26 protein-coding genes and 1 riboswitch are annotated in these 22,840 nt (G+C 64.5%); of the genes, 17 read left to right on the top strand and 9 right to left on the bottom strand.

Annotated elements, in window-relative coordinates; genetic code table 11:
- Window positions 1-173 precede the first annotated feature (173 nt).
- Window positions 174-434, bottom strand: coding sequence for an accessory factor UbiK family protein (locus tag IVA78_RS10330; protein ID WP_247277540.1), 261 nt, complete (start codon window positions 432-434; stop codon window positions 174-176).
- Between the two features lie 198 nt (window positions 435-632).
- On the opposite strand from IVA78_RS10330, the gene lgt reads away from it, so the two are divergent.
- The 5 genes from lgt to IVA78_RS10305 all read left to right on the top strand — a co-directional run bounded on the left by lgt (window position 633) and on the right by IVA78_RS10305 (window position 5,245).
- Window positions 633-1,478: a prolipoprotein diacylglyceryl transferase gene (gene lgt / locus IVA78_RS10325; protein WP_247277541.1), complete on the top strand. Its 846-nt coding sequence runs from the start codon at window positions 633-635 to the stop codon at window positions 1,476-1,478.
- A 21-nt stretch (window positions 1,479-1,499) separates the two neighbouring features.
- Window positions 1,500-2,618 carry an SAM-dependent methyltransferase gene (locus tag IVA78_RS10320; RefSeq protein ID WP_247277542.1) on the top strand — a complete coding sequence of 373 codons (1,119 nt, stop codon included), beginning with the start codon at window positions 1,500-1,502 and terminating at the stop codon, window positions 2,616-2,618.
- Entirely contained in the window at window positions 2,615-3,382 is a 768-nt protein-coding gene (gene pgeF / locus IVA78_RS10315; protein ID WP_247277543.1) for a peptidoglycan editing factor PgeF, read from the top strand. Before IVA78_RS10320 ends, pgeF begins: the two co-directional genes overlap by 4 nt.
- A gap of 99 nt (window positions 3,383-3,481) precedes the next feature.
- Window positions 3,482-4,096, top strand: coding sequence for a hypothetical protein (locus IVA78_RS10310; RefSeq protein WP_247277544.1), 615 nt, complete (start codon window positions 3,482-3,484; stop codon window positions 4,094-4,096).
- 195 nt (window positions 4,097-4,291) lie between these two features.
- Window positions 4,292-5,245 carry a ribose-phosphate pyrophosphokinase gene (locus IVA78_RS10305; RefSeq protein ID WP_247277545.1) on the top strand — a complete coding sequence of 318 codons (954 nt, stop codon included), beginning with the start codon at window positions 4,292-4,294 and terminating at the stop codon, window positions 5,243-5,245.
- Between the two features lie 216 nt (window positions 5,246-5,461).
- On the opposite strand, the gene IVA78_RS10300 is transcribed toward IVA78_RS10305, so the two are convergent.
- Entirely contained in the window at window positions 5,462-6,034 is a 573-nt protein-coding gene (locus IVA78_RS10300) for a 6,7-dimethyl-8-ribityllumazine synthase (protein ID WP_247277546.1), read from the bottom strand.
- A 77-nt stretch (window positions 6,035-6,111) separates the two neighbouring features.
- Window positions 6,112-6,286: riboswitch (FMN riboswitch) on the bottom strand.
- Between the two features lie 431 nt (window positions 6,287-6,717).
- Here IVA78_RS10300 and IVA78_RS10295 point away from each other — a divergent pair.
- Entirely contained in the window at window positions 6,718-7,218 is a 501-nt protein-coding gene (locus IVA78_RS10295; protein ID WP_247277547.1) for a YbjN domain-containing protein, read from the top strand.
- 217 nt (window positions 7,219-7,435) lie between these two features.
- Entirely contained in the window at window positions 7,436-8,260 is an 825-nt protein-coding gene (gene proC, locus IVA78_RS10290; protein ID WP_247277548.1) for a pyrroline-5-carboxylate reductase, read from the top strand.
- Window positions 8,261-8,275: 15 nt separating this feature from the next.
- Here the strand turns inward: proC and IVA78_RS10285 are convergent, their stop codons facing one another.
- The 4 genes from IVA78_RS10285 to IVA78_RS10270 all read right to left on the bottom strand — a co-directional run bounded on the left by IVA78_RS10285 (window position 8,276) and on the right by IVA78_RS10270 (window position 11,882).
- Window positions 8,276-8,668, bottom strand: coding sequence for a hotdog domain-containing protein (locus IVA78_RS10285; protein WP_247277549.1), 393 nt, complete (start codon window positions 8,666-8,668; stop codon window positions 8,276-8,278).
- An 87-nt stretch (window positions 8,669-8,755) separates the two neighbouring features.
- Window positions 8,756-8,959: a tautomerase family protein gene (locus IVA78_RS10280; RefSeq protein WP_025033847.1), complete on the bottom strand. Its 204-nt coding sequence runs from the start codon at window positions 8,957-8,959 to the stop codon at window positions 8,756-8,758.
- A gap of 119 nt (window positions 8,960-9,078) precedes the next feature.
- The gene (gene hisS, locus IVA78_RS10275) at window positions 9,079-10,593 is read right to left on the bottom strand and encodes a histidine--tRNA ligase (RefSeq protein WP_247277550.1); all 1,515 of its coding nucleotides are present in this window, start codon (window positions 10,591-10,593) and stop codon (window positions 9,079-9,081) included.
- A 206-nt stretch (window positions 10,594-10,799) separates the two neighbouring features.
- Window positions 10,800-11,882 carry a branched-chain amino acid aminotransferase gene (locus tag IVA78_RS10270; protein ID WP_247277551.1) on the bottom strand — a complete coding sequence of 361 codons (1,083 nt, stop codon included), beginning with the start codon at window positions 11,880-11,882 and terminating at the stop codon, window positions 10,800-10,802.
- 340 nt (window positions 11,883-12,222) lie between these two features.
- Between IVA78_RS10270 and IVA78_RS10265 the strand changes: the two genes are divergently transcribed.
- The 3 genes from IVA78_RS10265 to IVA78_RS10255 are packed head-to-tail and all read left to right on the top strand — an operon-like array spanning window position 12,223 to window position 14,909.
- Entirely contained in the window at window positions 12,223-12,765 is a 543-nt protein-coding gene (locus IVA78_RS10265; RefSeq protein WP_247277552.1) for a MarR family transcriptional regulator, read from the top strand.
- Entirely contained in the window at window positions 12,762-13,493 is a 732-nt protein-coding gene (locus tag IVA78_RS10260; RefSeq protein ID WP_247277553.1) for a response regulator transcription factor, read from the top strand. Before IVA78_RS10265 ends, IVA78_RS10260 begins: the two co-directional genes overlap by 4 nt.
- Window positions 13,494-13,520: 27 nt before the next feature.
- Window positions 13,521-14,909: an ATP-binding protein gene (locus tag IVA78_RS10255; protein WP_128946364.1), complete on the top strand. Its 1,389-nt coding sequence runs from the start codon at window positions 13,521-13,523 to the stop codon at window positions 14,907-14,909.
- Between the two features lie 65 nt (window positions 14,910-14,974).
- Here IVA78_RS10255 and IVA78_RS10250 read toward each other — a convergent pair whose 3' ends face one another.
- Together IVA78_RS10250 and IVA78_RS10245 are read right to left on the bottom strand one after the other, a co-directional pair.
- Entirely contained in the window at window positions 14,975-15,505 is a 531-nt protein-coding gene (locus IVA78_RS10250) for a DUF3617 family protein (protein WP_247277554.1), read from the bottom strand.
- 44 nt (window positions 15,506-15,549) lie between these two features.
- Complete coding sequence (locus IVA78_RS10245; RefSeq protein WP_247277555.1) at window positions 15,550-15,855, bottom strand: hypothetical protein; 306 nt, start codon at window positions 15,853-15,855, stop codon at window positions 15,550-15,552.
- Window positions 15,856-16,038: 183 nt separating this feature from the next.
- Between IVA78_RS10245 and IVA78_RS10240 the strand changes: the two genes are divergently transcribed.
- The 4 genes from IVA78_RS10240 (at window position 16,039) to IVA78_RS10225 (ending at window position 18,841) form a co-directional block, all read left to right on the top strand.
- Window positions 16,039-16,500 (top strand): hypothetical protein, encoded by a 462-nt coding sequence (locus IVA78_RS10240; RefSeq protein ID WP_247277556.1) that lies wholly within the window; start codon window positions 16,039-16,041, stop codon window positions 16,498-16,500.
- A 119-nt stretch (window positions 16,501-16,619) separates the two neighbouring features.
- Complete coding sequence (locus IVA78_RS10235; RefSeq protein WP_247277557.1) at window positions 16,620-17,324, top strand: ribonuclease T2; 705 nt, start codon at window positions 16,620-16,622, stop codon at window positions 17,322-17,324.
- Between the two features lie 189 nt (window positions 17,325-17,513).
- Window positions 17,514-18,374, top strand: coding sequence for a 23S rRNA (adenine(2030)-N(6))-methyltransferase RlmJ (rlmJ, locus tag IVA78_RS10230; protein WP_247277558.1), 861 nt, complete (start codon window positions 17,514-17,516; stop codon window positions 18,372-18,374).
- Window positions 18,375-18,625: 251 nt separating this feature from the next.
- Window positions 18,626-18,841, top strand: a complete 216-nt coding sequence (locus tag IVA78_RS10225; protein WP_008544396.1) for a cold-shock protein — start codon at window positions 18,626-18,628, stop codon at window positions 18,839-18,841.
- Window positions 18,842-18,910: 69 nt separating this feature from the next.
- On the opposite strand, the gene IVA78_RS10220 is transcribed toward IVA78_RS10225, so the two are convergent.
- Entirely contained in the window at window positions 18,911-19,534 is a 624-nt protein-coding gene (locus IVA78_RS10220) for an outer membrane protein (protein ID WP_247277559.1), read from the bottom strand.
- Window positions 19,535-19,783: 249 nt separating this feature from the next.
- On the opposite strand from IVA78_RS10220, the gene uvrC reads away from it, so the two are divergent.
- The 3 genes from uvrC (at window position 19,784) to moaD (ending at window position 22,816) form a co-directional block, all read left to right on the top strand.
- Window positions 19,784-21,853, top strand: a complete 2,070-nt coding sequence (gene uvrC, locus IVA78_RS10215) for an excinuclease ABC subunit UvrC (RefSeq protein WP_247277560.1) — start codon at window positions 19,784-19,786, stop codon at window positions 21,851-21,853.
- 97 nt (window positions 21,854-21,950) lie between these two features.
- Window positions 21,951-22,568, top strand: a complete 618-nt coding sequence (pgsA, locus tag IVA78_RS10210) for a CDP-diacylglycerol--glycerol-3-phosphate 3-phosphatidyltransferase (RefSeq protein WP_247277561.1) — start codon at window positions 21,951-21,953, stop codon at window positions 22,566-22,568.
- Window positions 22,565-22,816, top strand: a complete 252-nt coding sequence (gene moaD, locus IVA78_RS10205) for a molybdopterin converting factor subunit 1 (RefSeq protein WP_247277562.1) — start codon at window positions 22,565-22,567, stop codon at window positions 22,814-22,816. The genes pgsA and moaD overlap by 4 nt, the downstream gene beginning before the upstream one ends.
- Window positions 22,817-22,840 lie beyond the last annotated feature (24 nt).

Raw genomic sequence — 22,840 nt, 5'->3', positions numbered from 1 at the left:
ATGGGGTGCCATCCTCCCCTGGAGGAGGAGGGTCGGCGCGTAGCGCCGGGGTGGGGTGACAGTCTCGCCATCGAGGCGATGCCCGTGGGGAGGGATCACCCCACCCCTCACCGCATTCCGCTTCGCTGCATGCGCTGCGACCCTCCCCCTCTAGGGAGGTAAGAGCGCGTGCCTTACGTCGGCGTTCCGCCGAACTTGGCCTCCAGCGCCGCGATCCTAGCCTTCAGCGCCTCGTTCTCCTCGCGGGCGAGGCGGGCCATGTCCTTGACCGCCTCGAACTCCTCGCGCTTGACCAGATCCATGTCGCGCAGGAATTTTTCCGCCTGGGTGCGCATCACCGTGTCGAACTCGCGCTTGACGCCCTGGGCGGCACCGGCAGCGTCATTCATCAGGCGGCCGATCTCGTCGAAAAACCGGTTGCTGGTCTGGGTCATGGCTGCCTCCGATAAACTTTGCGCGAATTCTCCGAAACACAATGGCAATCCGACTGGGCCGGTTCAAGGGCCGAGCGGGGGCATCCTTGTCATGCCCCGGTTTCCTTGCAATCGTATTCAACGTCCCTGCATAACAAGAATCACTGGGCGTCTGCTGGCGCTCGATCGCCGCAATCTCGTTCAGCCATAGAAGGCGCGATGCCCTTTCTGCTCATCGACTTTCCCGCCTTCAAGCCGATCGCCCTCGAGATCGGTCCGTTCGCGATCCGCTGGTATGCGCTGGCCTATATCTGCGGCATCGTGTTCGGCTGGCTCTATGCGAGATCGCTCCTCAAGAACCAGCGTCTGTGGGGCGGACCCGCACCGATCTCGCTGCTCCAGATCGACGATTTCATCCTCTGGGTCACGCTCGGCATCATCCTGGGCGGCCGCACCGGCTACGTGCTGTTCTACAATCTGCCGTTCTTCATCGACCATCCCGCCGCGATCTTCAAATTGTGGGAGGGCGGCATGTCCTTCCATGGCGGCTTCCTCGGCTGCGTCGTCGCGGTAATGTTGTTTGCTCATCGCAACGGCATCTCGATCCTGTCGCTCGGCGACATCACCACCGCGGTCGCCCCGGTCGGGCTGCTGCTCGGACGCATCGCCAATTTCATCAATGGCGAATTGTGGGGCCGCGCTACCGATGCGAGCCTGCCTTGGGCGATGATCTTCCCGAACGATCCCACACAGCTGCCGCGCCATCCGAGCCAGCTCTATGAGGCCGGCATGGAAGGCATCCTGTTGTTCGCGGTGCTCGCGATCATGATCCGCTTCGGTGCCCTGAAGCGGCCCGGCATGATCCTCGGCGCCTTCATCCTGATCTATGGTCTGACCCGGATCGCCGGCGAACATTTTCGCGAGCCGGACGCCCAGCTCGGCTTCCTGTGGGGCGGGTTAACCATGGGCATGCTGTTGTCGATCCCGATGCTTATCGTCGGCACCATACTTATTGTATGGGCAGTCAGGCGCGGCGCGCCGAAGCCCATCGAGGCCATTCGTTAATTCATTCCGAGAACATAGATCGTGACCGACTCGCCGCTACTCAACGAGATCAAGGCGCTGATCAAATCCTCAGGCCCGATGCCGGTCTGGCGCTACATGGAATTGTGCCTGATGCACCCGCGCTACGGCTATTACGTCTCGCGCGATCCGCTCGGGCGTGAGGGCGATTTCACCACCGCGCCCGAGGTCAGCCAGATGTTCGGCGAGCTCTTGGGACTGTGGGCCGCCTCGGTGTGGAAGCAGATGGGCTCGCCGCACTTTTTGCGGCTGATCGAGCTCGGCCCCGGCCGCGGCACCATGATGGCGGACGCGCTGCGCGCATTGCGCGTGCTGCCGCCGCTCTACCAGGCACTCCACATCCACATGGTCGAGGTCAATCCGGTGTTGCGCGAGCGGCAGAGTGCGACGCTGGCGAACGTGCGCAACATCGCCTGGCACGACAGCATCGACGAGGTGCCGGAAGGTCCCAGTATCATCCTCGCCAACGAATATTTCGACGTGCTGCCGATCCATCAGATGATCCGCTACGAGAACGGCTGGCACGAGCGCGTGATCGAGATCGATCCCAACGGAAAACTTCAGTTCGGCGCCGCGCCCGAGCCGACGCCACGCTTCGACGTGCTGCTGCCGCCCTTGGTGCGCGCCGCGCCGGTCGGTGCCGTGTTCGAATGGCGGCCCGACAGCGAGATCATGAAGCTCGCCACGCGCGTGCGCGACCAGGACGGCGCGGCGCTGATCATCGACTACGGCCATTTGCGCAGCGATGCCGGCGATACGTTTCAGGCGATCGCGCGCCACAGCTTCACCGATCCCCTGAAGGCCCCGGGCCAAGCCGACGTCACCGCCCATGTCGACTTCCAGGCGCTGGCGCGTGCGGCCGAGGATGTCGGGGCCCGCGTGCACGGGCCGGTGACGCAGGGCGACTTCCTCAAGCGCATCGGCATTGAGACCCGCGCGGCGGCGCTGATGCAGAAGGCTACGCCCGAAGTCGCAACCGACATTTCGGTGGCGCTCAAGCGCCTGACCGATACGGGGCGCGGCGGCATGGGCTCGATGTTCAAGGTGCTCGGCATCTCCGAGCCAGGTTTGACCGGTCTTGCCGGTCTCAGCGATCTCGAACGCGCCGGAGAAGCCTCATGACGCTTGCCTCGTCGCTGCTGTCGGCCGTGCCCGGCCTGCGTCATGCCTTCTTCACCCGCGAGGGCGGCGTCTCCAGCGGCATCTATTCCGCGCTGAACGGCGGGCTCGGCTCCAACGACGATCAGGCCCACGTCGCCGAAAACCGCCGTCGCATGGCCGAGCATGTCGGCGTCGCACCGGAGCGTTTTCTCAGCCTGCACCAGATCCATTCGCCCGACGTGCTCGTCGTAGATCGCGCGTGGCCGAACGGGCCGCGGCCGAAGGGCGATGCGCTTGTCACCAGGACATCCGGGATTGCGCTCGGCATCTCCACCGCCGATTGCGGGCCGGTGCTATTCGTCGACCCCAATGCGCGCGTGATCGGCGGTGCGCATGCCGGCTGGAAGGGCGCGCTATCAGGCGTGCTGGAAGCAACGATCTCGGCGATGGAGAAGCTCGGCGCCACGCGCGACGGCATCATCGCGGCGATCGGCCCCTTGATCCGGCAGGAGAGCTACGAAGTCGGCAACGAGTTCGTGGCGCGTTTCATCGAGGCGGATGCGGACAACGCGATGTTCTTCATCCCGTCGGTACGCGAGAGCCACGCGATGTTCGATCTCGCCGGCTTCATCCGGACGCGGCTGGAAGCCTCCGGCATCCTGATGGTCGACGATCTCGGTCTCGACACCTATGCCGATGAGCGCTTCTTCAGCTATCGCCGCTCGGTGCATCGCAAGGAGCCGGACTACGGTCGCCACATTCATGCCATCGCGCTCGAAGCGTGAACACAAGAGCAACACGCTGTTGTCCCGGGATGACGGTGCTGTTTGTGGCTAGCCTGCCCTAGACCTTAATCGATTTTAACGATATCGCTGCCCTCCATAATGAGGGAAGCGTCATCTTTTCCGCGTCGCGCGGGCGCACGCGTGCTGGCGGTCATGCTGCTGGCGGCTGCGACCATGCTTGCCGGCTGCGCCGGCGGCAACGCGCCGAGCAATTCCTATGCGATGGCGCCGAACGGTGGCTCGGGCGCAACGGTCGCCTTCGAATCGATCGACGGCCCGCCGCCGCAGGTGTTCGACCGCATGGTCGGTGTGCTCGACAGCGAATCCAAGCTGCGCAGTCTGTCCGTCGTCTCCCGCGAGGGCACGGCGGCCTATCGCGTGCGCAGCTACCTCTCGGCTCAAATCGTGCGCGGCAAGACCATGATTGCATGGGTCTGGGACGTCTACGACGCCAACCAGCAGCGGGCGCTGCGCCTCTCCGGCGAGGAACCCACGTCCGCCAAGGGCGGCCGCGACCCCTGGGGCGCTGCCGACGACCTGGTGCTGCGAAAGATCGCCCAGGCCGGATTCAGCGGACTTTCCAACATGATCAACGGAACGCCGGATGCCTCAGGCGTAGCTCCAGGCCTGCGGGGACCGGCCGTGGCGACCATCATTCCGGTCGCGCCCGCGCCGGACATGCCGGCCACGGCGCTCGGCTACGCCGAGCCATAACCCCCGCTAAACCACGGGCCCAAGTTACGGCCAAACCGTTGGCCCGACTCAGGATTTTCGAAGGGAAAACGTAGCGTCCCGGGTTGCCATTCGAGCCCCCGGCCTGATATTTCCTCGCCCGTCGTAACCGTGCTTCCAATGGGTATTCGTAGGATGTTGAAGGTCGTATCCAGCAAAGCGCGGGAGGAAGCGTCCATGTCGGCCAAAAACGGCTCCATCAAGCTCGTCGCCGGCAACTCCAATCCGGCTCTGGCGCAGGCCATTGCGCAGGGCCTCGACCTGCCGCTGACCAAGGCGGTGGTGCGGCGCTTCGCCGACATGGAGATCTTCGTCGAGATCCAGGAGAACGTCCGCGGCTCGGATGCCTTCGTCATCCAGTCGACCTCGTTCCCAGCGAACGACCATCTGATGGAGCTCCTGATCATCACCGACGCGCTGCGCCGCTCCTCGGCGCGCCGCATCACCGCGGTGCTGCCCTATTTCGGCTACGCCCGGCAGGACCGCAAATCGGGTTCGCGCACGCCGATCTCGGCCAAGCTCGTGGCCAATCTGATCACGCAGGCGGGCGTCGACCGCGTCATGACGCTCGACCTGCATGCCGGCCAGATTCAGGGCTTCTTCGACATCCCGACAGACAACCTTTACGCGGCGCCGCTGATGGTGCGCGACATCAAGGAGAAGTTCGATCTCTCCAAGGTGATGGTGATCTCGCCCGACGTCGGCGGCGTGGCCCGCGCGCGCGGCCTCGCCAAGCGCATCAACACCCCGCTCGCGATCGTCGACAAGCGCCGCGAGCGTCCGGGCGAGTCCGAGGTCATGAACGTGATCGGCGACGTCGCCGGCTACACCTGTATCTTGGTCGACGACATCGTCGATTCCGGCGGCACCCTGGTGAACGCGGCCGACGCGCTGATCGCCAAGGGCGCCAAGGACGTCTACGCCTACATCACTCACGGCGTGCTCTCCGGCGGCGCGGCGGCCCGCATCTCCGGCTCCAGGCTGAAGGAGCTGGTGATCACCGACTCGATCCTGCCGACCGAGGCGGTGACCAAGGCGCCGAACATCCGCACGCTGCCGATCGCCAGCCTGATCTCCGACGCGATCGCGCGCACGGCCGCCGAAGAGTCGGTGTCGAGCCTGTTCGACTGATTTCTTTATTGTCATTCCGAGGCGGCGCGTCAGCGCCGAACCCGGAATCTCGAGATTCTTAGGTGCGCAACTGCGCACCGTAGTTCTCGCTACGCGAGCCCCCGGAATGACTTCAGTCTCGTAGGGTGGGCAAAGGCGCAAAGCGCCGTGCCCACCTTTCTCTTTCGATGAAGCTGGTGGGCACGCTTGCGCTTCGCCCACCCTACGGCAGTCTGCCTACCCCACGATCCCCGCCGCGACCTGGCCGCGCAGACGTTCCAGGCCGAGCAATGTCTCCGCACAGGCGGCCGCGACCTCCGTGCCCTTGATCGCAAAATGCTTGCGGAAGAAGTCGTAGTGCACCTCGGTCTCGTGGAATTGCTGCGGCGTCAGCACGGCCGAGAACACCGGCACCTCGGTGCGGAGCTGCACGTCCATTAGCGCCTTGATCACGGTGTCGGCGACGAATTCATGGCGGTAGATGCCGCCATCGACGACGAGTCCGGCCGCAACGATCGCGGTGTAGCGGCGCGTCTTGGCGAGGACCTGCGCATGCAGCGGGATCTCGAACGAGCCGGGCACTTCGAACACGTCGACATGGGTGAGGTGCCGCGCTTCTGCCTCCTTCAGGAAGGCGAGGCGGGCCTCCTCGACCACGTCGCGGTGCCAGCAGGCCTGCACGAAGGCCACCCGCTGCGGCTTTGCGAAGCGCGGGTGTTCGGGCGCGGGTCCTTGCGGAACCGGCGGTTCGGCGACTTCAGTTTCGACTGTGGAGGTTTGGACTTGGGGATCTTGCAACATCTGATTCATGGCTTTCCTCGGTTTAAGGACCAGAATCAGGGCACACGGAACGACAAACAGCCGCATCTTGCGATGCGTCTGCCACCGACCGTTCTCTTTCATCCGGACTTTGACCGTCGGCTTCGGAGTTGCACCGAATCTGCTGACCCTTCCCTTCGGCAAAATCCTTTTCAGGAAAGAACCTCGGGGAAGGCGCTCGCGGGCTTGGGCCTTTCGGCCCTTACCGCCGGTGGGGACTTTCACCCCGCCCTGAGAACATCGGCCGTTCGGGATGAACGGCCTGCCAGCAAATATGCCGCCGGCGAGCCGTTGCGGCAAGCGCGTTCCGCATGGGCAAAGCGCATGGTCCCATGCCGTCGCGGTGGGAGCGGCCCTCGCGGGACGGAATTAGCAATTGGCGCCGGCCGCCCGAATGCGATTCCGGTTTGTTCTCCCTCGTCCGGTTTTGCCTCTCCCCGTTAACAATTGTGGCGGAGATGAGCTGTGGACGAACGAGTCCTGGCTTGTGGACGGACTCGGGACGCGGTTGCGCAGATTCCGCAAATCACATCACTTGATCCGCGACAGGCCCGCGCTGATCCGAAGAGATCGCAAGAGCGACCCTAGGGATCGCCGTAGCGACGTTTAGGGAGCGCGCGCCGGGCCAACCGCGTGCGTATCAAAACAACAAGAAGGCAAGAGGTCGAGACGGCATGTCCCTGCTCGAAGGCACTATCGATTCCAAGAGCCATCCGCTCGCGGTGGTCGAGGATATCGCTGCCAGCAACAACTGGCCGTTCGAACGCTCCGGCGAAGACGAACTCACGATTGTCTCGAAGGGACAATGGACCGATTACCAGCTCTCCTTCACCTGGATGGGCGAAATCGAGGCGCTGCATCTGGCCTGCGCCTTCGACATGAAGATCCCACTGCAGCGCCGGGGCGAGGTGCAGCGGCTCGTCGCCGCGGTCAACGAGCAATTGTGGGTCGGCCATTTCGACCTGTGGACCAACACCGGCATGATCATGCACCGCCAAGCGCTGGTGCTGCCGGGCGGCCTCACTGCCTCCACCGCGCAATGCGAAGCCATGCTCGCAGGCGCCATCCACGCCTGCGAGCGCTACTTTCCGGCGTTCCAGTTCGTGGTGTGGGCCGGCAAGACCACCGCGCAAGCCATGGACGCGGCGATGTTCGACACGGTGGGCGAGGCGTAGGGCGCCTCGCTCCCCAGCGCGTGAGGAGGGCATCGCCCATCCTTCGTCGTCCTGGACAAGCGATGACGGCGCGAAGCGCTGTCGTCGCGCAGATCCAGGATCCATACCGCGGGGACTCTCCGTATCTCGCGATGCTTGTTGCTCTGCCCTCCATCCACTAGAACCACTTGGGGTCATGGGTCCTGGCTTGGCCTGGACGACGGATTTGGCAGCAGCGATGGCGAACAACACCCTCCAAAACATCACCGGCACCATCCTCCTCGCTGGCGCCGGCAAGATGGGCGGCGCGATGCTGAGCGGATGGCTGGCGGGCGGGCTCGATCCGCGCCGCGTTGCGGTGATCGATCCGCACCTCTCGCCCGAGATCACCGCGCTTGCCGCCAAGGGCGTTGCGCTCAATCCTGACATGAAAGCGGCGGGCACGGTCGAGACGCTGGTCGTCGCGGTGAAGCCTCAGATGTTCCGCGAGGCCGGCGCCAAGCTGAAACCATTCGTTTCGGACAAGACGTCGGTGGTCTCGATCATGGCAGGCACCACCATCGCCTCGCTTGAAGAGGTCTGCGGCGGCGCCGTGATGCGCGCGATGCCGAACACACCGGCCGCGATCGGCCGCGGCATCACCGTCGCCGTCGCCGCACAACACGTCAGCTCGGCTCAGCGCGCGGTGGCCGATGCGCTGCTGCGCGCCACCGGCTCGGTGGAATGGGTCGAGGATGAAGGCCTCATGGACGCGGTCACCGCAGTCTCCGGCTCAGGGCCCGCGTATGTCTTCCTGCTCGCCGAGGAGCTCGCGCGCGCCGGTGTGGAAGCGGGATTGCCCGAGGCGCTGGCGACCAGGCTTGCGCGCGAGACCGTCGCCGGCTCCGGCGAGCTGCTGCACCAGTCCGAGCTTGCTTCAAGCACGCTGCGCCAGAACGTCACCTCTCCCGGTGGCACCACCGCTGCCGCCCTCGACGTGCTGATGGGCGAGCCCGGACTGCGCGAGTTGATGATCCGCGCAATTGCGGCCGCGACGAAGCGGTCGAAGGAATTGGCGAAGTAGCTAACGGACTCGCAGCTACGCTCCTAGTCGCTTGTTGAACATCTCGACATTGACGAGACCGCGCGCGTGGCGGCCCTCGCCGAGTTTGCGGGTGCTCTCGAACGCCTCGACCTCGAACCGGATGACGCGGCGCTCGACCGTGACGACTTTCGCTGTGGTCCGCACCGTCGCACCGACGCGAGCTGCCGCCAGATGGCGGATGTCGACCTCGGTGCCGACGGTGACCCACCCGGGCTGAAGCGCGGAGCGGATCGCATCGCTTGCGGTCATCTCCATCTCGAGGATCATCATCGGCGTCGCATAAACAAACGGCATGCCGGGCACGAAATGCCCGACCGTGCGCTCCACCGGCACCACCAGCGTGCGCTCTGCGCTCATGCCGATCGTGATGAAGTCGCGTGCGTCCATATTCTTTCTCGTCATTCCAGGCGCAAAGCGCGAACGCGGAAGCCAGAGATTAGCCCTGACGGGCTGCCCCGGAATGATGCTAACGCGTCACTTCTTCGCAGCCGCCGCGCGCTCAACAAAGGTCTTGCCGCCCTTCATCTTGTGGCGCAGCGGGGCCTCGTTGATCTGGATAACGACGGCATCGGCGTCGACGCCGAGATTCTTCACGAGCGCCTGGGTGATGTCGCGCATCATGCCGGCCTTCTGCTCGTCGGTGCGGCCTTCGGCCATGCTGATTGTGATCTCAGGCATCGTCTTCTCCCTGCTCGTCGTTCATCATCTATTCGTCATTGCCGGGCTCGATCCGGCAATCCATCATTTGGAAGATGGATGCGCGGGTCAAGCCCGCGCATGACGAATGGAGCGAATGGCTAGCCCCAGCTCACGTCATGGCGCGCCAGGACCTCGCGCACCTTGGCGACGAGATCGGCCTCGCTGCACGAGAATTGCGCCGGGCGGCTCTCGCGCCATTCCTGGTTGGAGGCGATCGCAGCGGCGGCCTTGGCACCTTCTATCAGATCCTTGATCTGAACCTCGCCGCGCGCCTTCTCGTCGGAGCCCTGGATGACGACGCAGGGCGCGTTGCGGCGATCGGCATATTTGAGCTGATTGCCCATGTTCTTGGGATTGCCGAGATAGAGCTCGGCGCGGATGCCGGCGGTGCGCAAGGAAGCGACCATCTTCTGATAGTCGGCGACGCGGTCGCGGTCGAACACGGTGACGACGACGGGCCCGAATTCCGGCCGCGTGTCGAGCTTGCCGAGCAGCGTCAGTGCGGCCTGCAAGCGAGACACGCCGATGGAGAAGCCAGTCGCCGGCACCGGCTCGCCGCGAAAGCGCGAGACGAGGCCGTCATAACGTCCGCCGCCGCCGACCGAGCCGAAGCGCACCGGGCGGCCCTTCTCGTCCTTGGTGTCGAGCAGGAGTTCGAGCTCGTAGACAGGGCCGGTGTAATATTCGAGGCCGCGCACAACGGAGGGATCGATGCGAATGCGGTCCGCGCCGTAACCCGAAGCCATGACCAGCTTGGCAATTTCTTCCAGCTCGCTCACGCCGGCCTGACCGACTTCGCTCTTGGCGAGGTACGTTTCTGCGGCGGCGATAGCTTCTTTCCAATCATCGCGCTGCTTGGTGATGGCGAGAACAACGTCAGCCTCCGCCGCACTCAGATTGGCGCCTTTCGTGAAGTCGCCCTTGCCCTCTTCGCCGCCGTCCCATCGTCCGGGACCGAGCAATTTGCGCACTTCGTCGGCGGAAAACTTGTCGAGCTTGTCGATCGCGCGGAGCACGGTCAGCCTGCGTGCCGCGTTGTCGTCGCCGCCGAGCCCGATGGCTTCCAGAACACCGTCGAGCACTTTTCGATTGTTCACCTTCACGACGTAAGAGCCGCGTGCAATCCCGAGCGCCTCCATCGTATCAGCCGCCATCATGCAGATCTCCGCATCCGCCGCCGGCGTCGCCGAGCCGACCGTGTCGGCATCGAACTGCATGAACTGGCGGAAGCGTCCGGGACCGGGCTTTTCGTTGCGGAACACGTAACCGGCGCGGTAGCTGCGATAGGGCTTTGGCAGCGTGTCGAAGTTTTCAGCGACGTAGCGGGCGAGCGGCGCGGTCAGATCGTAACGCAGGCTGATCCATTGCTCGTCGTCGTCCTGGAACGAGAACACGCCCTCGTTCGGACGGTCCTGGTCGGGCAGGAATTTGCCGAGCGCATCGGTGAATTCCATCGCCGGCGTCTCCACCGGCTCGAAGCCATAGAGCTCGTAAACAGCGCGGATCTTCTCGACCATCTCGCGCGTCGCCCGGATCGCGGCGGGATCGCGATCCTCGAGCCCGCGCGGCAGGCGCGCCTTCAATTTCTGGGGTTTTTTGGGTTTCTCGGCCATGCGCGGCGTTTACCAGCCGACGCGCGGTGCGGCAACCGTTCTTGCCCTCTCCCCTTGTGGGAGAGGGTGGCTCGCGGTAGCGGCGAGACGGGTGAGGGGTTTCTCTCCGCGAACAAACCTCTCGCGCTTGAACTCGCGAAGACAACCCCTCAGCCGGCGCTTCGCGCCACCTTCTCCTACAAGGGGAGAAGGTATAGGTAAAAGCCTCAAAACACTTTGCGGATCCAGTTGTGCGGATCGTTGGTGCGGCCGTACTGGATGTCGACGAGCTGCTTGCGCAGGCCCATGGCGACCGGGCCGGCCGCGCCGCCACTGATGTCGAAATCGCCGCTCACCGAGCGCACCTTGCCGATCGGCGAGATCACGGCGGCAGTGCCGCAGGCGAAGGCTTCTTTCAGCCTGCCGCTGGCGGCGTCCTTGCGCCACTGGTCGAGCGAGTAGGGCTCCTCGCGCACCGTCTTTCCGGCATCGCGGGCGAGCGTGATGATGGAGTCGCGTGTGATGCCCGGCAGGATGGTGCCGAGCGGCGGCGTTGACAGCGAGCCGTCGTCGAACACGAAGAACACATTCATGCCGCCGAGCTCCTCGATGTAACGGCGCTCGAGCGCATCGAGGAACACGACCTGATCGCAGCCATGCTGGATCGCTTCCGCCTGGGCGCGCAGGCTCGCGGCATAATTGCCGCCGCATTTGACGGCGCCGGTGCCGCCGATCGCGGCGCGCGTGTAGTTCTCGGACACCCAGATCGACACCGGTGCAGGGCCGCCCTTGAAATAAGAGCCCACCGGCGAGGCGATGACCGCGAAGATGTATTCGGATGACGGCTTGACGCCGAGGAAGGTCTCGCTCGCGATCATGAAGGGCCGTAGGTAAAGACTGCCCTCGCCGCCCGGCATCCAGGCGCGATCGATGCGCACGACCTGCTCGACCGCCTCGATGAAGACATCCTCGGGCAATTGCGCCATTGCCATGCGGTCGGCCGAGTCCTTGAATCGCCGCGCATTGGCGTCGGGGCGAAACAGGTTCACGCCGCCGTCGTCGCGCTTGTAGGCCTTGAGGCCCTCGAAAATTTCCTGAGCGTAATGGAGAACCGCGCCGGCCGGATCGAGCTGAAAGTTGGCGCGCGCCTCGATTTTGGCCTCGTACCAGCCGCCCTTGGCCTGATTGTAGCGGACGATCGCCATGTGATCGGTGAAAACTCGCCCGAACCCTGGGTCCACCAGCTTGGCGACGCGGTCCTTCTCAGGAGTCGGATTGGATGCGGGCTGGATGTCGAATGTCATGCTCATGTCCTTGGCTCCCGCTGCCGGTATCGGCGCTGTTCTGGCACCGGCCCGCCCCTGTTCGGGGCCGGCTGGCTTCATTAGGTGTCTGGCTGGACCGCCGCCAGCCTTGTTACGGCCGGTTTCCCGTGGCCAGCATGTCGCCGAGGACATGCTTTTGCGGAAGGCGGAAGTCCAGTATGTTTTGTCGAAATGCCGCTCGACAATCGCACGGTAGATCTGCTCCGGCCGTCGTCGCCTGTCCGGCTGTTTCCGCCGTCCCTGCTTCGACGCCGCCCGTCGCGATACGATCTAAAATTTCGTACGGGCCAGTCGTTTTGTAACATTGAACCCAAGATACGTCAATATGCCTGACATAAATTTCGCGAGTCCGTCTCAAGACGCCGCCGAGCCTCGGCCGGCCGCAGGCGATGGAGGCAATTTGCGCTGGGATATCATCGAGCTGCTGTTCTTCGCTTATCGCGATTTCGTGGGCGATCCAGACCAGGAGCTGGAGGCCTTCGGCTTCGGCCGGGCCCATCACCGGGTCATGCACTTCGTCTATCGCTATCCCGGCCTCAAGGTCGCCGATCTCCTCGACGTCCTGCGCATCACAAAACAATCGCTCGGCCGCGTGCTCAAGCAGCTTCTCGACGAAGGCTATATCGTGCAGAAGACCGGCGACAATGACCGTCGTCAGCGCCTGCTCTATGCGACGCCGAAAGGCGAAGCGCTGGTGCAGAAGCTTGCCGGGCTCCAGACCACGCGGATCACCAAGGCGCTTGCCGAGATAGGTCCGCAGGATGCCGAGACCGTCAAGCGCTTCCTGCGCGCGATGATCGATCGCGACGATCCGGACAAGGTGCTCGAGACGATCTTCGCTTCCGTCAACCACGACGCCAAGGAGTGACCGTGCCGCTCGCTGCCACGCTCGCCCGCCCGCCGGTGCAACCCGCCGACGATGCCCCGCATCTGCTGCTGGTCGACGACGACCGCCGCATTCGCGATCTGCTGTCGCGCTTCCTCGCCAGCGAAGGCTATCGGGTCTCGACCGCCGCCAGTGCCAGCGATGCGCGCGCCAAGCTCATGGGCTTGCATTTCGATCTCTTGATCCTCGACGTCATGATGCCCGGCGAGACCGGCTTCGACCTCGCCCGTTTCATCCGCACCTCGTCCTCGGTGCCGATCGTGATGCTGACGGCGCGGCACGAGGCAGAAGCGCGCATCGAGGGCCTGCAGATCGGCGCCGACGACTATGTCGCAAAACCGTTCGAGCCGCGCGAGCTCGCGCTGCGCATCAACAACATCCTCAAGCGCGCCGCGCCGCCGCCGCAGGCGGCGACCGTGGAGAAGATCGCTTTCGGACCCTACGTCTACCATCTCGAACGCGGCGAGCTGCGCCAGGGCGATGAGGTCATTCACCTCACTGACCGTGAGCGCGAGATGCTGCGCATCCTCTCGGAGACGCCGGGCGAAACCGTGCCGCGCAGCGCGCTGACCGGCAACGGCAGCGTCAACGAGCGCGCCGTGGACGTTCAGATCAACCGCCTCAGGCGCAAGATCGAGACCGATCCCGCCAATCCGCTATTCCTCCAGGCGGTGCGCGGCATCGGCTACCGGCTGGTGGCCTTGCCTTAAAGCCCATAGAGCAGTGAAGCGCCACCGATGAGCACGATCGATACGGGCCTGACGCTTCTGAAGAGCGCCGCTGGCCGCGTCTCCGCCGCCAATGGCTGGATGGGCAACGCATTCAAGGGCTGGATGCCGACCGGCCTCTATGCGCGCGCGCTGCTGATCATGATCGTGCCGATGGTGATCCTGCAATCGGTCGTCGCCTTCGTGTTCATGGAAAGGCACTGGAACACGGTGACTCGGCGCCTGTCCGCCGCGGTGGTGCAGGACATCGCCGCGCTGATCGACGTCTACAAGGGCTATCCGCAGGACAAGGATCGCGACCAGATCCGCCGCATCGCCCAGCAGCGGCTCGGCCTCGTCGTCGATTTCCTGCCTGCCGGTGACATGCCGCCACCGGGACCAAAGCCGTTCTTCTCGCTGCTCGACCAGACCCTGTCGGTGCAGCTCGGCCGCCAGATCGGGCGTTCGTTCTGGATCGACACGGTCGGCCGCTCCAACCTCGTCGAGATCCGCATCCAGCTCGACGATGCCGTGATGCGCGTGTTCGCCCAGCGCAGCGCCGCCTACGCCTCCAACTCGGAAATCTTCCTTTTCTGGATGGTCGGCACGTCCTCGATCCTGCTGATCGTCGCGGTGCTGTTCCTGCGCAACCAGATCAAGCCGATCCTGCGGCTCGCCGATGCCGCCGAGAGCTTCGGCAAAGGCCGCGAGGCGCCGAATTTCCGCCCCAGAGGCGCGCGCGAGGTGCGGCGCGCCTCCGTCGCCTTCCTCGAGATGAAATCGCGCATCGAGCGCACGATGGAGCAGCGCACCGCAATGCTGGCCGGCGTCAGCCATGACCTGCGCACCATCCTGACCCGCTTCAAGCTCGAGCTGGCGCTGATCGGCGATAGTCCCGAGCTCGAGGGCATGCGCAAGGACGTCGACGAGATGTCGATGATGCTGGAGGATTACCTCGCCTTTGCCCGCGGCGATTCCGGCGAGCAATCGCAGCCGACCGATATGGCCCAGGCCCTGGAAGAGCTGCGCAGCGATGCCGAACGGCACGGCCACACCGCGACCGTGGCGTTCCACGGCCTGCCAGTGGTGACGGTGAAGCCGGCCTCGTTCAAGCGCTGCCTTGCCAACCTCGTCACCAACGCCGCACGCTACGGCAAGGCCATCGCCATCACCGGCCAGCGCGATCACCGCTATCTCACGGTCACGATCGACGACGACGGGCCGGGCATTCCCGCGCATTTGCGCGAAGAGGTGTTCAAGCCGTTCCTGCGGCTGGACAACGCCCGCAACCAGGACGAAGGCGGCACGGGCCTTGGCCTCGCGATCGCCCGCGACATCGCCCGCTCCCACGGCGGCGACATCACGCTCGGCGACAGCCCGATGGGAGGATTGAGGGCGAGCGTGAGGATACCCGTGTAACTGCTCTTGCCTCTCCCCGTTAGAACGGGGCGAGGGAGCCCACCGATTTTCCGGCTACGATCTCGCTACTTCGGCAGCAGTCCCTTCAGCTTATCCACGTCGCGCACGTTCATCTTGAAGCCGCCTGGCATCACGATGTCGCCGGGCTTCTGGTCCGGCTTGCAGGCCCCGAGCCATTTCGCTTCAAGCGTCATGGTGCTATCGCGCCCGGCCGTGCCGGCGACGCCGCCTTGCGCATGCGAGGAGGTCCTCACCGTGTAGGCCGAGTTGAAATCGCCTGATATCTCGGCATGCGAGGTCGTGCTGACGCCAGCGACGTTGCACTCGGAATCGCTGACATAGCCGGTCGCGGTCTTCTTGATCTCCTGCTTGGCGCAGATCTGCCTGGCCATCGGGGAGACGTTGTTGCTCATCTCCTTGTCGACGGTCTCGTCAGTGCAGTGCTGCATGGTCATCTCGGGCACGGGCGAGCCGGTCGTGACCAGCTTCATTTCCCAAAGGCCGGCCTTGCGCAGCGGCAGATCGTCGGCGCTGGCGCTGCCTGCGAACAACACGAGACAGGCGGCCGAGCCGAGCAAAGCGAGTTTGCGCGTCATCGGGGGGGCTCCCGGCTGAGAGATTGCGGCGTTACGACCGCGGTTCAGTACAGCGTGCGGATCGGCTGCTCGGCGGCGCCGTAGGGCACCCAGCGGCAGGAGAACGAGATGTAGCCGCCCTCGTAGGCCTGCACCGCGAGAAATTTGGCGACTTTGCCGTAGCGCGCGCAGTGATCGACCGCGACCTGCCGCGCATCGACCTGGGTCGCCATCGAATAGGCGATGATGCCGCCGGTGTCGTTGCCCTTGAACGGCGGCACTGGAAGAATATCGGCCCGCACCGACTGGCTCGCCATCATACCCGAGACAACCAGGCTGGCGAGAAGACCCGCGGCCGCAATGATTCGCATTCCCGTCACTCCAATTGGTTGGCGCCAGTTTACGGTGCCGGGATGGAAGTGGAAAGAACGGAAGCCATGCCGAGCGCGACGTTGTGGTCAACTCCTGGCGAAGTGTTGCCGCGCTGCACTTGACCCCGCCCAGCCTTCGCGGCACGGTCCCACCTTCGCAAGACCCAGCAGTCCGGATTGCCCATGCGCGCCCCCTCCCTGAAATCGCTCCGCTTTGCCGCCGTGCTCGGCCTCATGTTCGGGGCGCTATCGCTCGGTGAGGCCAGGGCCGCCAATCCGCTCGAGACGAATTTCTGGCTGAGCGGGCCGCGCTACGATGGCGCCGTCGCCGATTGCGACAAGGCGCTGCCGACGATCGCCACCCAGTTCTGGGAGAAGGAAAGCTCGTTCTGGAATTCCTCGTTGAAGATCACCGGCTTCTCCGCCGTTCGCGAGACCGCTTTCCGGCCCTGGCAGTCCGACAACATTCCGCGCCGGTATTGCACCGGCGACGCCATGCTCAATGACGGCAAGGTGCGCAAGGTGCATTTCTCGATTATCGAGGATGGCGGCTTCGCCGGCTACGGCAATGGCGTCGAATGGTGCGTCGTCGGAGTCGACCGCAACTGGGCCTACAATCCAGCCTGCCGCGCCGCCAAGCCCTGATTTGAAGAGTCCCGAGTCGGGCCGATCTGGCGACTGAGCGGCGGTGGCTGCATTTTGTTCTTGAAATGTTCTTATCGCCTGCTAGGCTTCATTGCACAGTCTAGTTGAGGGGCATCGCCATGTTTCATTCCAGATTGCATTCATTTTCCCGCCTGGTGATCTCGCTGACCCTTCCCCTGATCCTTGCCGCAGGCCTGGCCTCGTTCGCCGGCGGCGCAAAGGCCCAGGACAAGCGGCAAAACGCGCCGGGCGAGTTCGATTTCTATGTGCTGTCGCTGTCATGGTCGCCCTCCTTCTGCGAGGAAGCGGCCGAGCGCAACGGCCGCTCACACATGCAGTGCAGCGGACGGCCCTACGCCTTCGTGGTGCACGGGCTGTGGCCGCAATATGAAAACGGCTTCCCCGAATATTGCCAGCGGCCGGCACCGCGGCTGAACCGCGGCATCGTCTCCTCGATGCTGGATTTGATGCCGGCGCCGGGCCTGATCTTCAACGAATGGGACAAGCACGGCACCTGCTCCGGGCTCGAGAGCCGCAGCTATTTCGAAACGATCCGCAAAGCGCGCGCCGCGATCAAGATCCCGGCCGAATATCTCGATCTGTCGCAGGCCAAGACCGTGGCGCCGGCGGAGGTCGAGGACGCCTTTATCAAGGCCAATCCCGGCCTCAGCAATGCCGCCATCTCGGTCACCTGTAACCGGACACGGCTGTCTGAGGTCCGCATCTGCCTCAGCAAGGATCTGCAATTCCGCGCCTGCGACGAGCTCGAGCGCCGCACCTGCCGCCGCGAGCAGGTGACGATGCCGCCGATCAGGGGTGGGTAGAGGGAGCCCTCGGATCGCCATTCCGGAGCGCGCGGCTTGTCCGCCGCAGCCCGAAGAGCGAAGGCGGAAGCGCGGGGCTGGAATCCATCTGTCCGCATTCTCAAAGAAATGGATTTCGGGTTCGGTGCTGGCGCACCGTCCCGAAATGACGGCCGTTACTTTCGCCTCGCGATGTCGTAACTCTCCGCCATGAACTACCGTCACGCCTTCCATGCCGGCAGCTTCGCCGACGTCATCAAGCACATCGTACTGGCGCGCATCCTCACTTATTTGCAGGACAAGCCGGCGGCGTTCCGCGTCATCGACACCCATGCCGGCGCCGGCCTCTACGACCTCGACAGCAACGAGGCGCGCCGTGGCGGCGAGTGGCTGACCGGCATTGCGCGGCTGATGCAGGCGCGGCTGTCGAACGAGACCGCGGCGCTGACCAAGCCGTATCTCGACATCGTCCGCGCCTTCAATCCGAAGGGCGAGCTCAAGGCCTATCCGGGCTCGCCACTGATCGCGCGCGGCCTGCTCAGGCCGCAGGACCGCCTCATCGCCTGCGAGCTCGAGCCGAAGGCGCGGAAAGCGCTGATCGACGTGCTGCGCCGCGACGAGCAGGCTCGCGTGGTCGATCTCGACGGCTGGATGGCACTGCCCGCCTTCGTGCCGCCGAAGGAGCGGCGCGGCCTCGTGCTGATCGACCCGCCGTTCGAGGCCAAGGATGAGTTCGAGCGGCTTGGCGAGGCCTTCTCGGCGGCGTTCGCGAAATGGCCGACCGGTATCTACGTCGTCTGGTATCCGGCTAAGAACCGGCGCGCCACCGACACGCTGGCGCAAACGGTGGCGCGGCTCGCAGCCGCAGCAAAGCCATCAGGAAAATGCCTGCGCCTCGAATTCAGTGTGGCGCCGCAGCTCGATGGCGCGGCCCTCACCTCCACGGGTCTTCTGATCGTCAACCCGCCCTACACGCTGCACGGCGAGCTCAAGACCATCCTGCCCGAGCTCGAAATGCCGCTCGGCCAGGGCGGCGCTGCCAGATTCCGATTGGAGGTGCCGAGGCCGTAACACTCCGGCATTCTTGGGAAAAATATGCAGGAACGGTAGTCAATCTGCGACGAACCGTATTATGCTGTTTCCGTGACTGGCTTTACGTTCCGCTTCCGCGAATGGTTGCGGCGGAGTGAAGGCCCAAGAAAGATCCGGCCGGACCTATGAGGTCCGCCCAAGGATGGCCAGCTCCCGGGCTTCGTAAGGTCCGGTCATGTCGTGACGCGAGTCTGCGTCGCGGCGGAGGAGCAATGAGGGGGAGTTTCCCGATGGCCATGACGGGAACGGTCAAGTTCTTCAACGGCGAGCGCGGCTACGGCTTCATCAAGCCGGACGACGGCGGCCGCGATGTCTTCGTTCACATCACCGCCGTAGAGCGGGCGGGACTGAAGGACCTTGCCGAAGGACAGCGTATTACTTTCGAAGTCGAACCGGACAAGAAGGGGAAGGGACCGAAGGCGGTCAATTTGGTCATCCTCTCCTAGCGAGCCTGGCTTAAAAAATCCCGGCCGCGAGCGGCCGGGAGGTTGGTCCGGTATTTTCTTCTTCAGCTATCAGAAGTGATAGTTCACGCCTGCGCGGACAACGCTGGCGCTATAGCCGTTTGACACGCCCGTAATTGCGAACTGACTCGTCGACAGATCGATGTAGAGATATTCGAGCTTGGCACTCCAGTTCGGCGCAAGGCCGACTTCCGCGCCGGCACCGATGGTCCAGCCGGCCGTGGTGTGCGATTCCGTCCAGCCGAAGGTCTGCGCGCGCAGTTCGCCGAAAGCGAGGCCAGCGGTGCCGTAGAACAGCACATTGCTGAAGGCATAGCCGGCGCGGCCGCGCAGGGTGCCAAACCACGGATTGGAGAACTTCCACGGCGCGAAGGTATCGTCGGCACCGGCGGCCTGAATGTCGCCCTCGACGCCAAACACCCAAGGGCCATTCTGGAAATTATAGCCGGCCTGCACGCCGCCGACGAAGCCGGAAGGCTTTGAGGGATTGTTGTCGACCGAACCCCATTCATAGCCGACGTTGCCGCCTAGATAAGGACCGGCCCAGCTGTACGCATTGAGCGGCTGATTGACGGTATAGGGGGCACGCTGCCCGTAACTGAGATCGGCGGCCCCTGCCGAAGCTGTCCAGCCGGCAGCAACCAACGCGGCTGCGCCCACAACGAGCCCCTTCATCACACACTCCAACGCAACTGCCGCCCCCCGCGATGCCTGCGCCGCCGCGCGAAGCCAGACCGCATGGTTACGGAACCACCACTTTTTCGCGTAAGATTTATCGAGAGCTTTAAGTTAAAGGGCTGTTAAGCCGGGTTACCGCGCTATTGACAGGCTTAACCAAGCGTTACCGGGAACTGCGCCCGCCATCCTGTGCGTGCGCCACGGCCGGAACTTCAAATCGGCACCCCCAGCGCCTAAATTCGCACCATGGTTCACGATTCCCCCGACAATCCGGACGATGCACGTACGCGCAAACCCGTGCGCGTCACCGCACCGGACGCCCCGCCTCCGGAAACGGACATGGCGCCGCCGGACCTCGATCCCGCAACAGCGAGCGGCGACGACGAGGACGATGCGCGGCTGCCGGATATCCTGGAAGAGAGCGGCGCGGTCGGCGAGGGCCCGCTGGCGACCGGTCATGAGGCGATCGAGCGCGCGGTCCGGCTCGCCCCCACCTCGCCCGGGGTCTATCGCATGCTCAATGCGAACGCGGACGTGCTCTATGTCGGCAAGGCCAAGAACGTCAAAAAGCGCCTGTCCAACTACGCGCGCCAGAGTGCGCCGCAGCCGGCGCGCATCCTGCGCATGATCGCGGCCACGGTGACCGTGGAGATCGTCTCAACCACCACCGAGACGGAAGCACTGCTGCTGGAAGCCAACCTCATCAAGCAGCTGCGGCCGCGCTTCAACGTGCAGCTGCGCGACGACAAGTCGTTTCCCTACATCCTGATCACCGGCGACCATTGGGCGCCGCAGATCCTGAAGCACCGCGGCGCGCAGACCCGGCCGGGGCGCTATTTCGGCCCGTTCGCCTCGGCGGGCGCCGTGAACCGGACCATCACGGCCCTTCAGCGCGCATTCCTGATTCGCTCCTGCACCGATTCCTTCTTCGAGAGCCGCACCCGGCCCTGCCTGCTCTACCAGATCCGCCGCTGTGCCGGGCCCTGCACCCGCGAGATCGACTTCCCCGGCTATACGACCCTGGTGCGCGAAGCGACCGACTTCCTCTCCGGCAAGAGCCATGCGGTGAAGCAGGAACTCGCCGGCGAGATGGAGAAGGCCTCCGGCGAGCTCGAATTCGAGCGCGCTGCGCTCTATCGCGATCGCCTCGCCGCGCTGTCGGCGATCCAGTCGCAACAGGGCATCAATCCGCGCACGGTCGAGGAAGCCGACGTGTTCGCCATCCACCAGGAGGGCGGCTTCTCCTGCGTCGAGGTGTTCTTCTTCCGCACCGGACAGAACTGGGGCAACCGCGCCTATTTCCCGCGCGCGGAAAAGACATTTACCCCCGAGGAGGTGCTCGGCTCCTTCCTCGCCCAGTTCTACGACGACAAGCCGCCGCCGAAGAACATCCTGCTCTCGCACGAGATCGAGGAGAGCGAGCTGCTCGCCAATGCGCTGTCGACCAAAGCCGGCCACAAGGTCGAGGTCACCGCGCCCAAGCGCGGTGAGAAGAAGGAGCTCGTCACTCATGCGCTGACCAATGCGCGCGAGGCGCTCGGCCGCAAGCTCGCGGACACCGCGACGCAGAGCCGCCTGCTCGAGGCCATGGCCGCGACGCTGAGCCTGCCGCACGTGCCCAAGCGCATCGAGGTCTACGACAACAGCCACATCCAGGGCACCAATGCGGTCGGCGCCATGATCGTTGCCGGCCCGGACGGCTTCGTGAAGAACCAGTACCGCAAGTTCAACATCAAGTCGGAAGGACTGACGCCTGGCGACGACTACGCCATGATGCGCGAGGTGCTGGAGCGACGCTTCAAGCGACTGATCAATCCGCCCGAGGAAGGCGTGGCCAAGGCGAAGGAGGACGATTTCCCGCAATGGCCCGACCTCGTCATCATCGACGGCGGCCGCGGCCAGCTCAACGCCGTCCGCGAGATCTTTGCAGGTCTCGGCCTGACCCAGGTGTCGCTGATGTCGGTCGCCAAGGGGCCGGACCGGGATGCCGGTCGCGAGACCCTGTTCATGCCGGAGCGCGAGGCGATCAAGCTGGAGCCGCGCGATCCCGTGCTCTATTTCATCCAGCGCCTGCGCGACGAGGCTCACCGCTTCGTCATCGGCTCGCACCGCAAGCTGCGCAAGAAGGACATCCGCGAGGCCGGTTTGCAGGAGATTCCGGGCATCGGTCCGTCACGTAAACGTGCCTTGCTGCACCATTTCGGAACCCTGAAGGAGATCGAGCGGGCCTCGATCGCCGATCTCGGCAAGGTTCCGGGGGTGAGCGCCGAAAGCGCCCGCAGGATTTTCGAGTATTTCCATCCCCAGCCGGGATGAACTAAAGGGGGACCGCGGTCATATGATCGTTGCGTCCGCGCCTCATTTGGAGAGCGGGACGGTTGACGTTCAGGCACCAGCGGTATTGGTAGGACGGATGAACATCGCGACGACACGAGGGGCAACCAGGCGCTCGATGTCCCTTCCCAACATCCTGACCTACGGCCGGATCGCCGCGATCCCGGTCGTGGTCGGATGCATTTACGCGCAGTCGATCATGGACGGGCCGCTATGGCTGCGCTGGGTGGCGGTGGCCATCTTCATCGGCGCCGGGGTGACCGATTACCTTGACGGCTATTATGCGCGAATCTGGAATCAGCAATCAGCGTTCGGCCGGATGCTCGACCCGATCGCCGACAAGCTGCTGGTTGCCTCGTGCCTGCTGATGCTGGCCGCCGATGGCATCATCCATGGCTGGTCGCTGTGGGCCGCCATCGTAATCCTGTGCCGCGAGATCCTGGTCTCGGGCCTGCGCGAATATCTCGCCGCGCTGCGCGTCAGCGTGCCCGTAACGAAGCTCGCCAAATGGAAGACCACGGTCCAGCTCGTCGCCATCGGCTTCCTGCTCGCGGGCCCGGCCGGTGATGAGGTGGTGCCGGTGGTCTCGATGATCGGGCTGGCGCTGCTGTGGGCTTCGGCGATCCTCACCATCTACACCGGCTACGACTATTTCCGCGCTGGCATCCATCACCTCATCAAGGAGGACGAGGGATGAAGGTGAAATATTTCGCCTGGGTGCGCGAGCGCGTCGGCAAGGCCGAGGAGACCATCGAACCGCCCGCAACGGTGCGCACCGTCGAGGAGCTGATCGCCTGGCTGTCCGCCCAGAGCGAGGCCTATGCCTACGCCTTCGAGAAGCCGAAGGTGATCCGCGCCGCGATCGATCACGCCCACGCCAAGCCGGACACCGCGATCGCGGGCGCCCGCGAGATCGCGTTCTTCCCGCCGATGACCGGCGGCTAGGCCAATGTTCTCGAACACACCAGC

This window comes from Bradyrhizobium sp. 137, from assembly GCF_023074095.1.
Lineage (GTDB): Bacteria > Pseudomonadota > Alphaproteobacteria > Rhizobiales > Xanthobacteraceae > Bradyrhizobium.
Note: the sequence above shows the minus strand (reverse complement) of the source record. Positions and strands in the feature narration are given on the sequence as shown.

Bases quoted from the DNA above. Each gene is read 5' to 3' on its own strand.
- IVA78_RS10330 (WP_247277540.1), bottom strand. From the start codon at position 434: ATGACCCAGACCAGCAACCGGTTTTTCGACGAGATCGGCCGCCTGATG.
- lgt (WP_247277541.1), top strand. From the start codon at position 633: ATGCCCTTTCTGCTCATCGACTTTCCCGCCTTCAAGCCGATCGCCCTC.
- pgeF (WP_247277543.1), top strand. From the start codon at position 2,615: ATGACGCTTGCCTCGTCGCTGCTGTCGGCCGTGCCCGGCCTGCGTCAT.
- IVA78_RS10310 (WP_247277544.1), top strand. From the start codon at position 3,482: ATGAGGGAAGCGTCATCTTTTCCGCGTCGCGCGGGCGCACGCGTGCTG.
- IVA78_RS10305 (WP_247277545.1), top strand. From the start codon at position 4,292: ATGTCGGCCAAAAACGGCTCCATCAAGCTCGTCGCCGGCAACTCCAAT.
- IVA78_RS10300 (WP_247277546.1), bottom strand. From the start codon at position 6,034: ATGAATCAGATGTTGCAAGATCCCCAAGTCCAAACCTCCACAGTCGAA.
- IVA78_RS10295 (WP_247277547.1), top strand. From the start codon at position 6,718: ATGTCCCTGCTCGAAGGCACTATCGATTCCAAGAGCCATCCGCTCGCG.
- proC (WP_247277548.1), top strand. From the start codon at position 7,436: ATGGCGAACAACACCCTCCAAAACATCACCGGCACCATCCTCCTCGCT.
- IVA78_RS10285 (WP_247277549.1), bottom strand. From the start codon at position 8,668: ATGGACGCACGCGACTTCATCACGATCGGCATGAGCGCAGAGCGCACG.
- IVA78_RS10280 (WP_025033847.1), bottom strand. From the start codon at position 8,959: ATGCCTGAGATCACAATCAGCATGGCCGAAGGCCGCACCGACGAGCAG.
- hisS (WP_247277550.1), bottom strand. From the start codon at position 10,593: ATGGCCGAGAAACCCAAAAAACCCCAGAAATTGAAGGCGCGCCTGCCG.
- IVA78_RS10270 (WP_247277551.1), bottom strand. From the start codon at position 11,882: ATGAGCATGACATTCGACATCCAGCCCGCATCCAATCCGACTCCTGAG.
- IVA78_RS10265 (WP_247277552.1), top strand. From the start codon at position 12,223: ATGCCTGACATAAATTTCGCGAGTCCGTCTCAAGACGCCGCCGAGCCT.
- IVA78_RS10255 (WP_128946364.1), top strand. From the start codon at position 13,521: ATGAGCACGATCGATACGGGCCTGACGCTTCTGAAGAGCGCCGCTGGC.
- IVA78_RS10250 (WP_247277554.1), bottom strand. From the start codon at position 15,505: ATGACGCGCAAACTCGCTTTGCTCGGCTCGGCCGCCTGTCTCGTGTTG.
- IVA78_RS10245 (WP_247277555.1), bottom strand. From the start codon at position 15,855: ATGCGAATCATTGCGGCCGCGGGTCTTCTCGCCAGCCTGGTTGTCTCG.
- IVA78_RS10240 (WP_247277556.1), top strand. From the start codon at position 16,039: ATGCGCGCCCCCTCCCTGAAATCGCTCCGCTTTGCCGCCGTGCTCGGC.
- IVA78_RS10235 (WP_247277557.1), top strand. From the start codon at position 16,620: ATGTTTCATTCCAGATTGCATTCATTTTCCCGCCTGGTGATCTCGCTG.
- rlmJ (WP_247277558.1), top strand. From the start codon at position 17,514: ATGAACTACCGTCACGCCTTCCATGCCGGCAGCTTCGCCGACGTCATC.
- IVA78_RS10225 (WP_008544396.1), top strand. From the start codon at position 18,626: ATGGCCATGACGGGAACGGTCAAGTTCTTCAACGGCGAGCGCGGCTAC.
- IVA78_RS10220 (WP_247277559.1), bottom strand. From the start codon at position 19,534: ATGAAGGGGCTCGTTGTGGGCGCAGCCGCGTTGGTTGCTGCCGGCTGG.
- uvrC (WP_247277560.1), top strand. From the start codon at position 19,784: ATGGTTCACGATTCCCCCGACAATCCGGACGATGCACGTACGCGCAAA.
- pgsA (WP_247277561.1), top strand. From the start codon at position 21,951: ATGAACATCGCGACGACACGAGGGGCAACCAGGCGCTCGATGTCCCTT.
- moaD (WP_247277562.1), top strand. From the start codon at position 22,565: ATGAAGGTGAAATATTTCGCCTGGGTGCGCGAGCGCGTCGGCAAGGCC.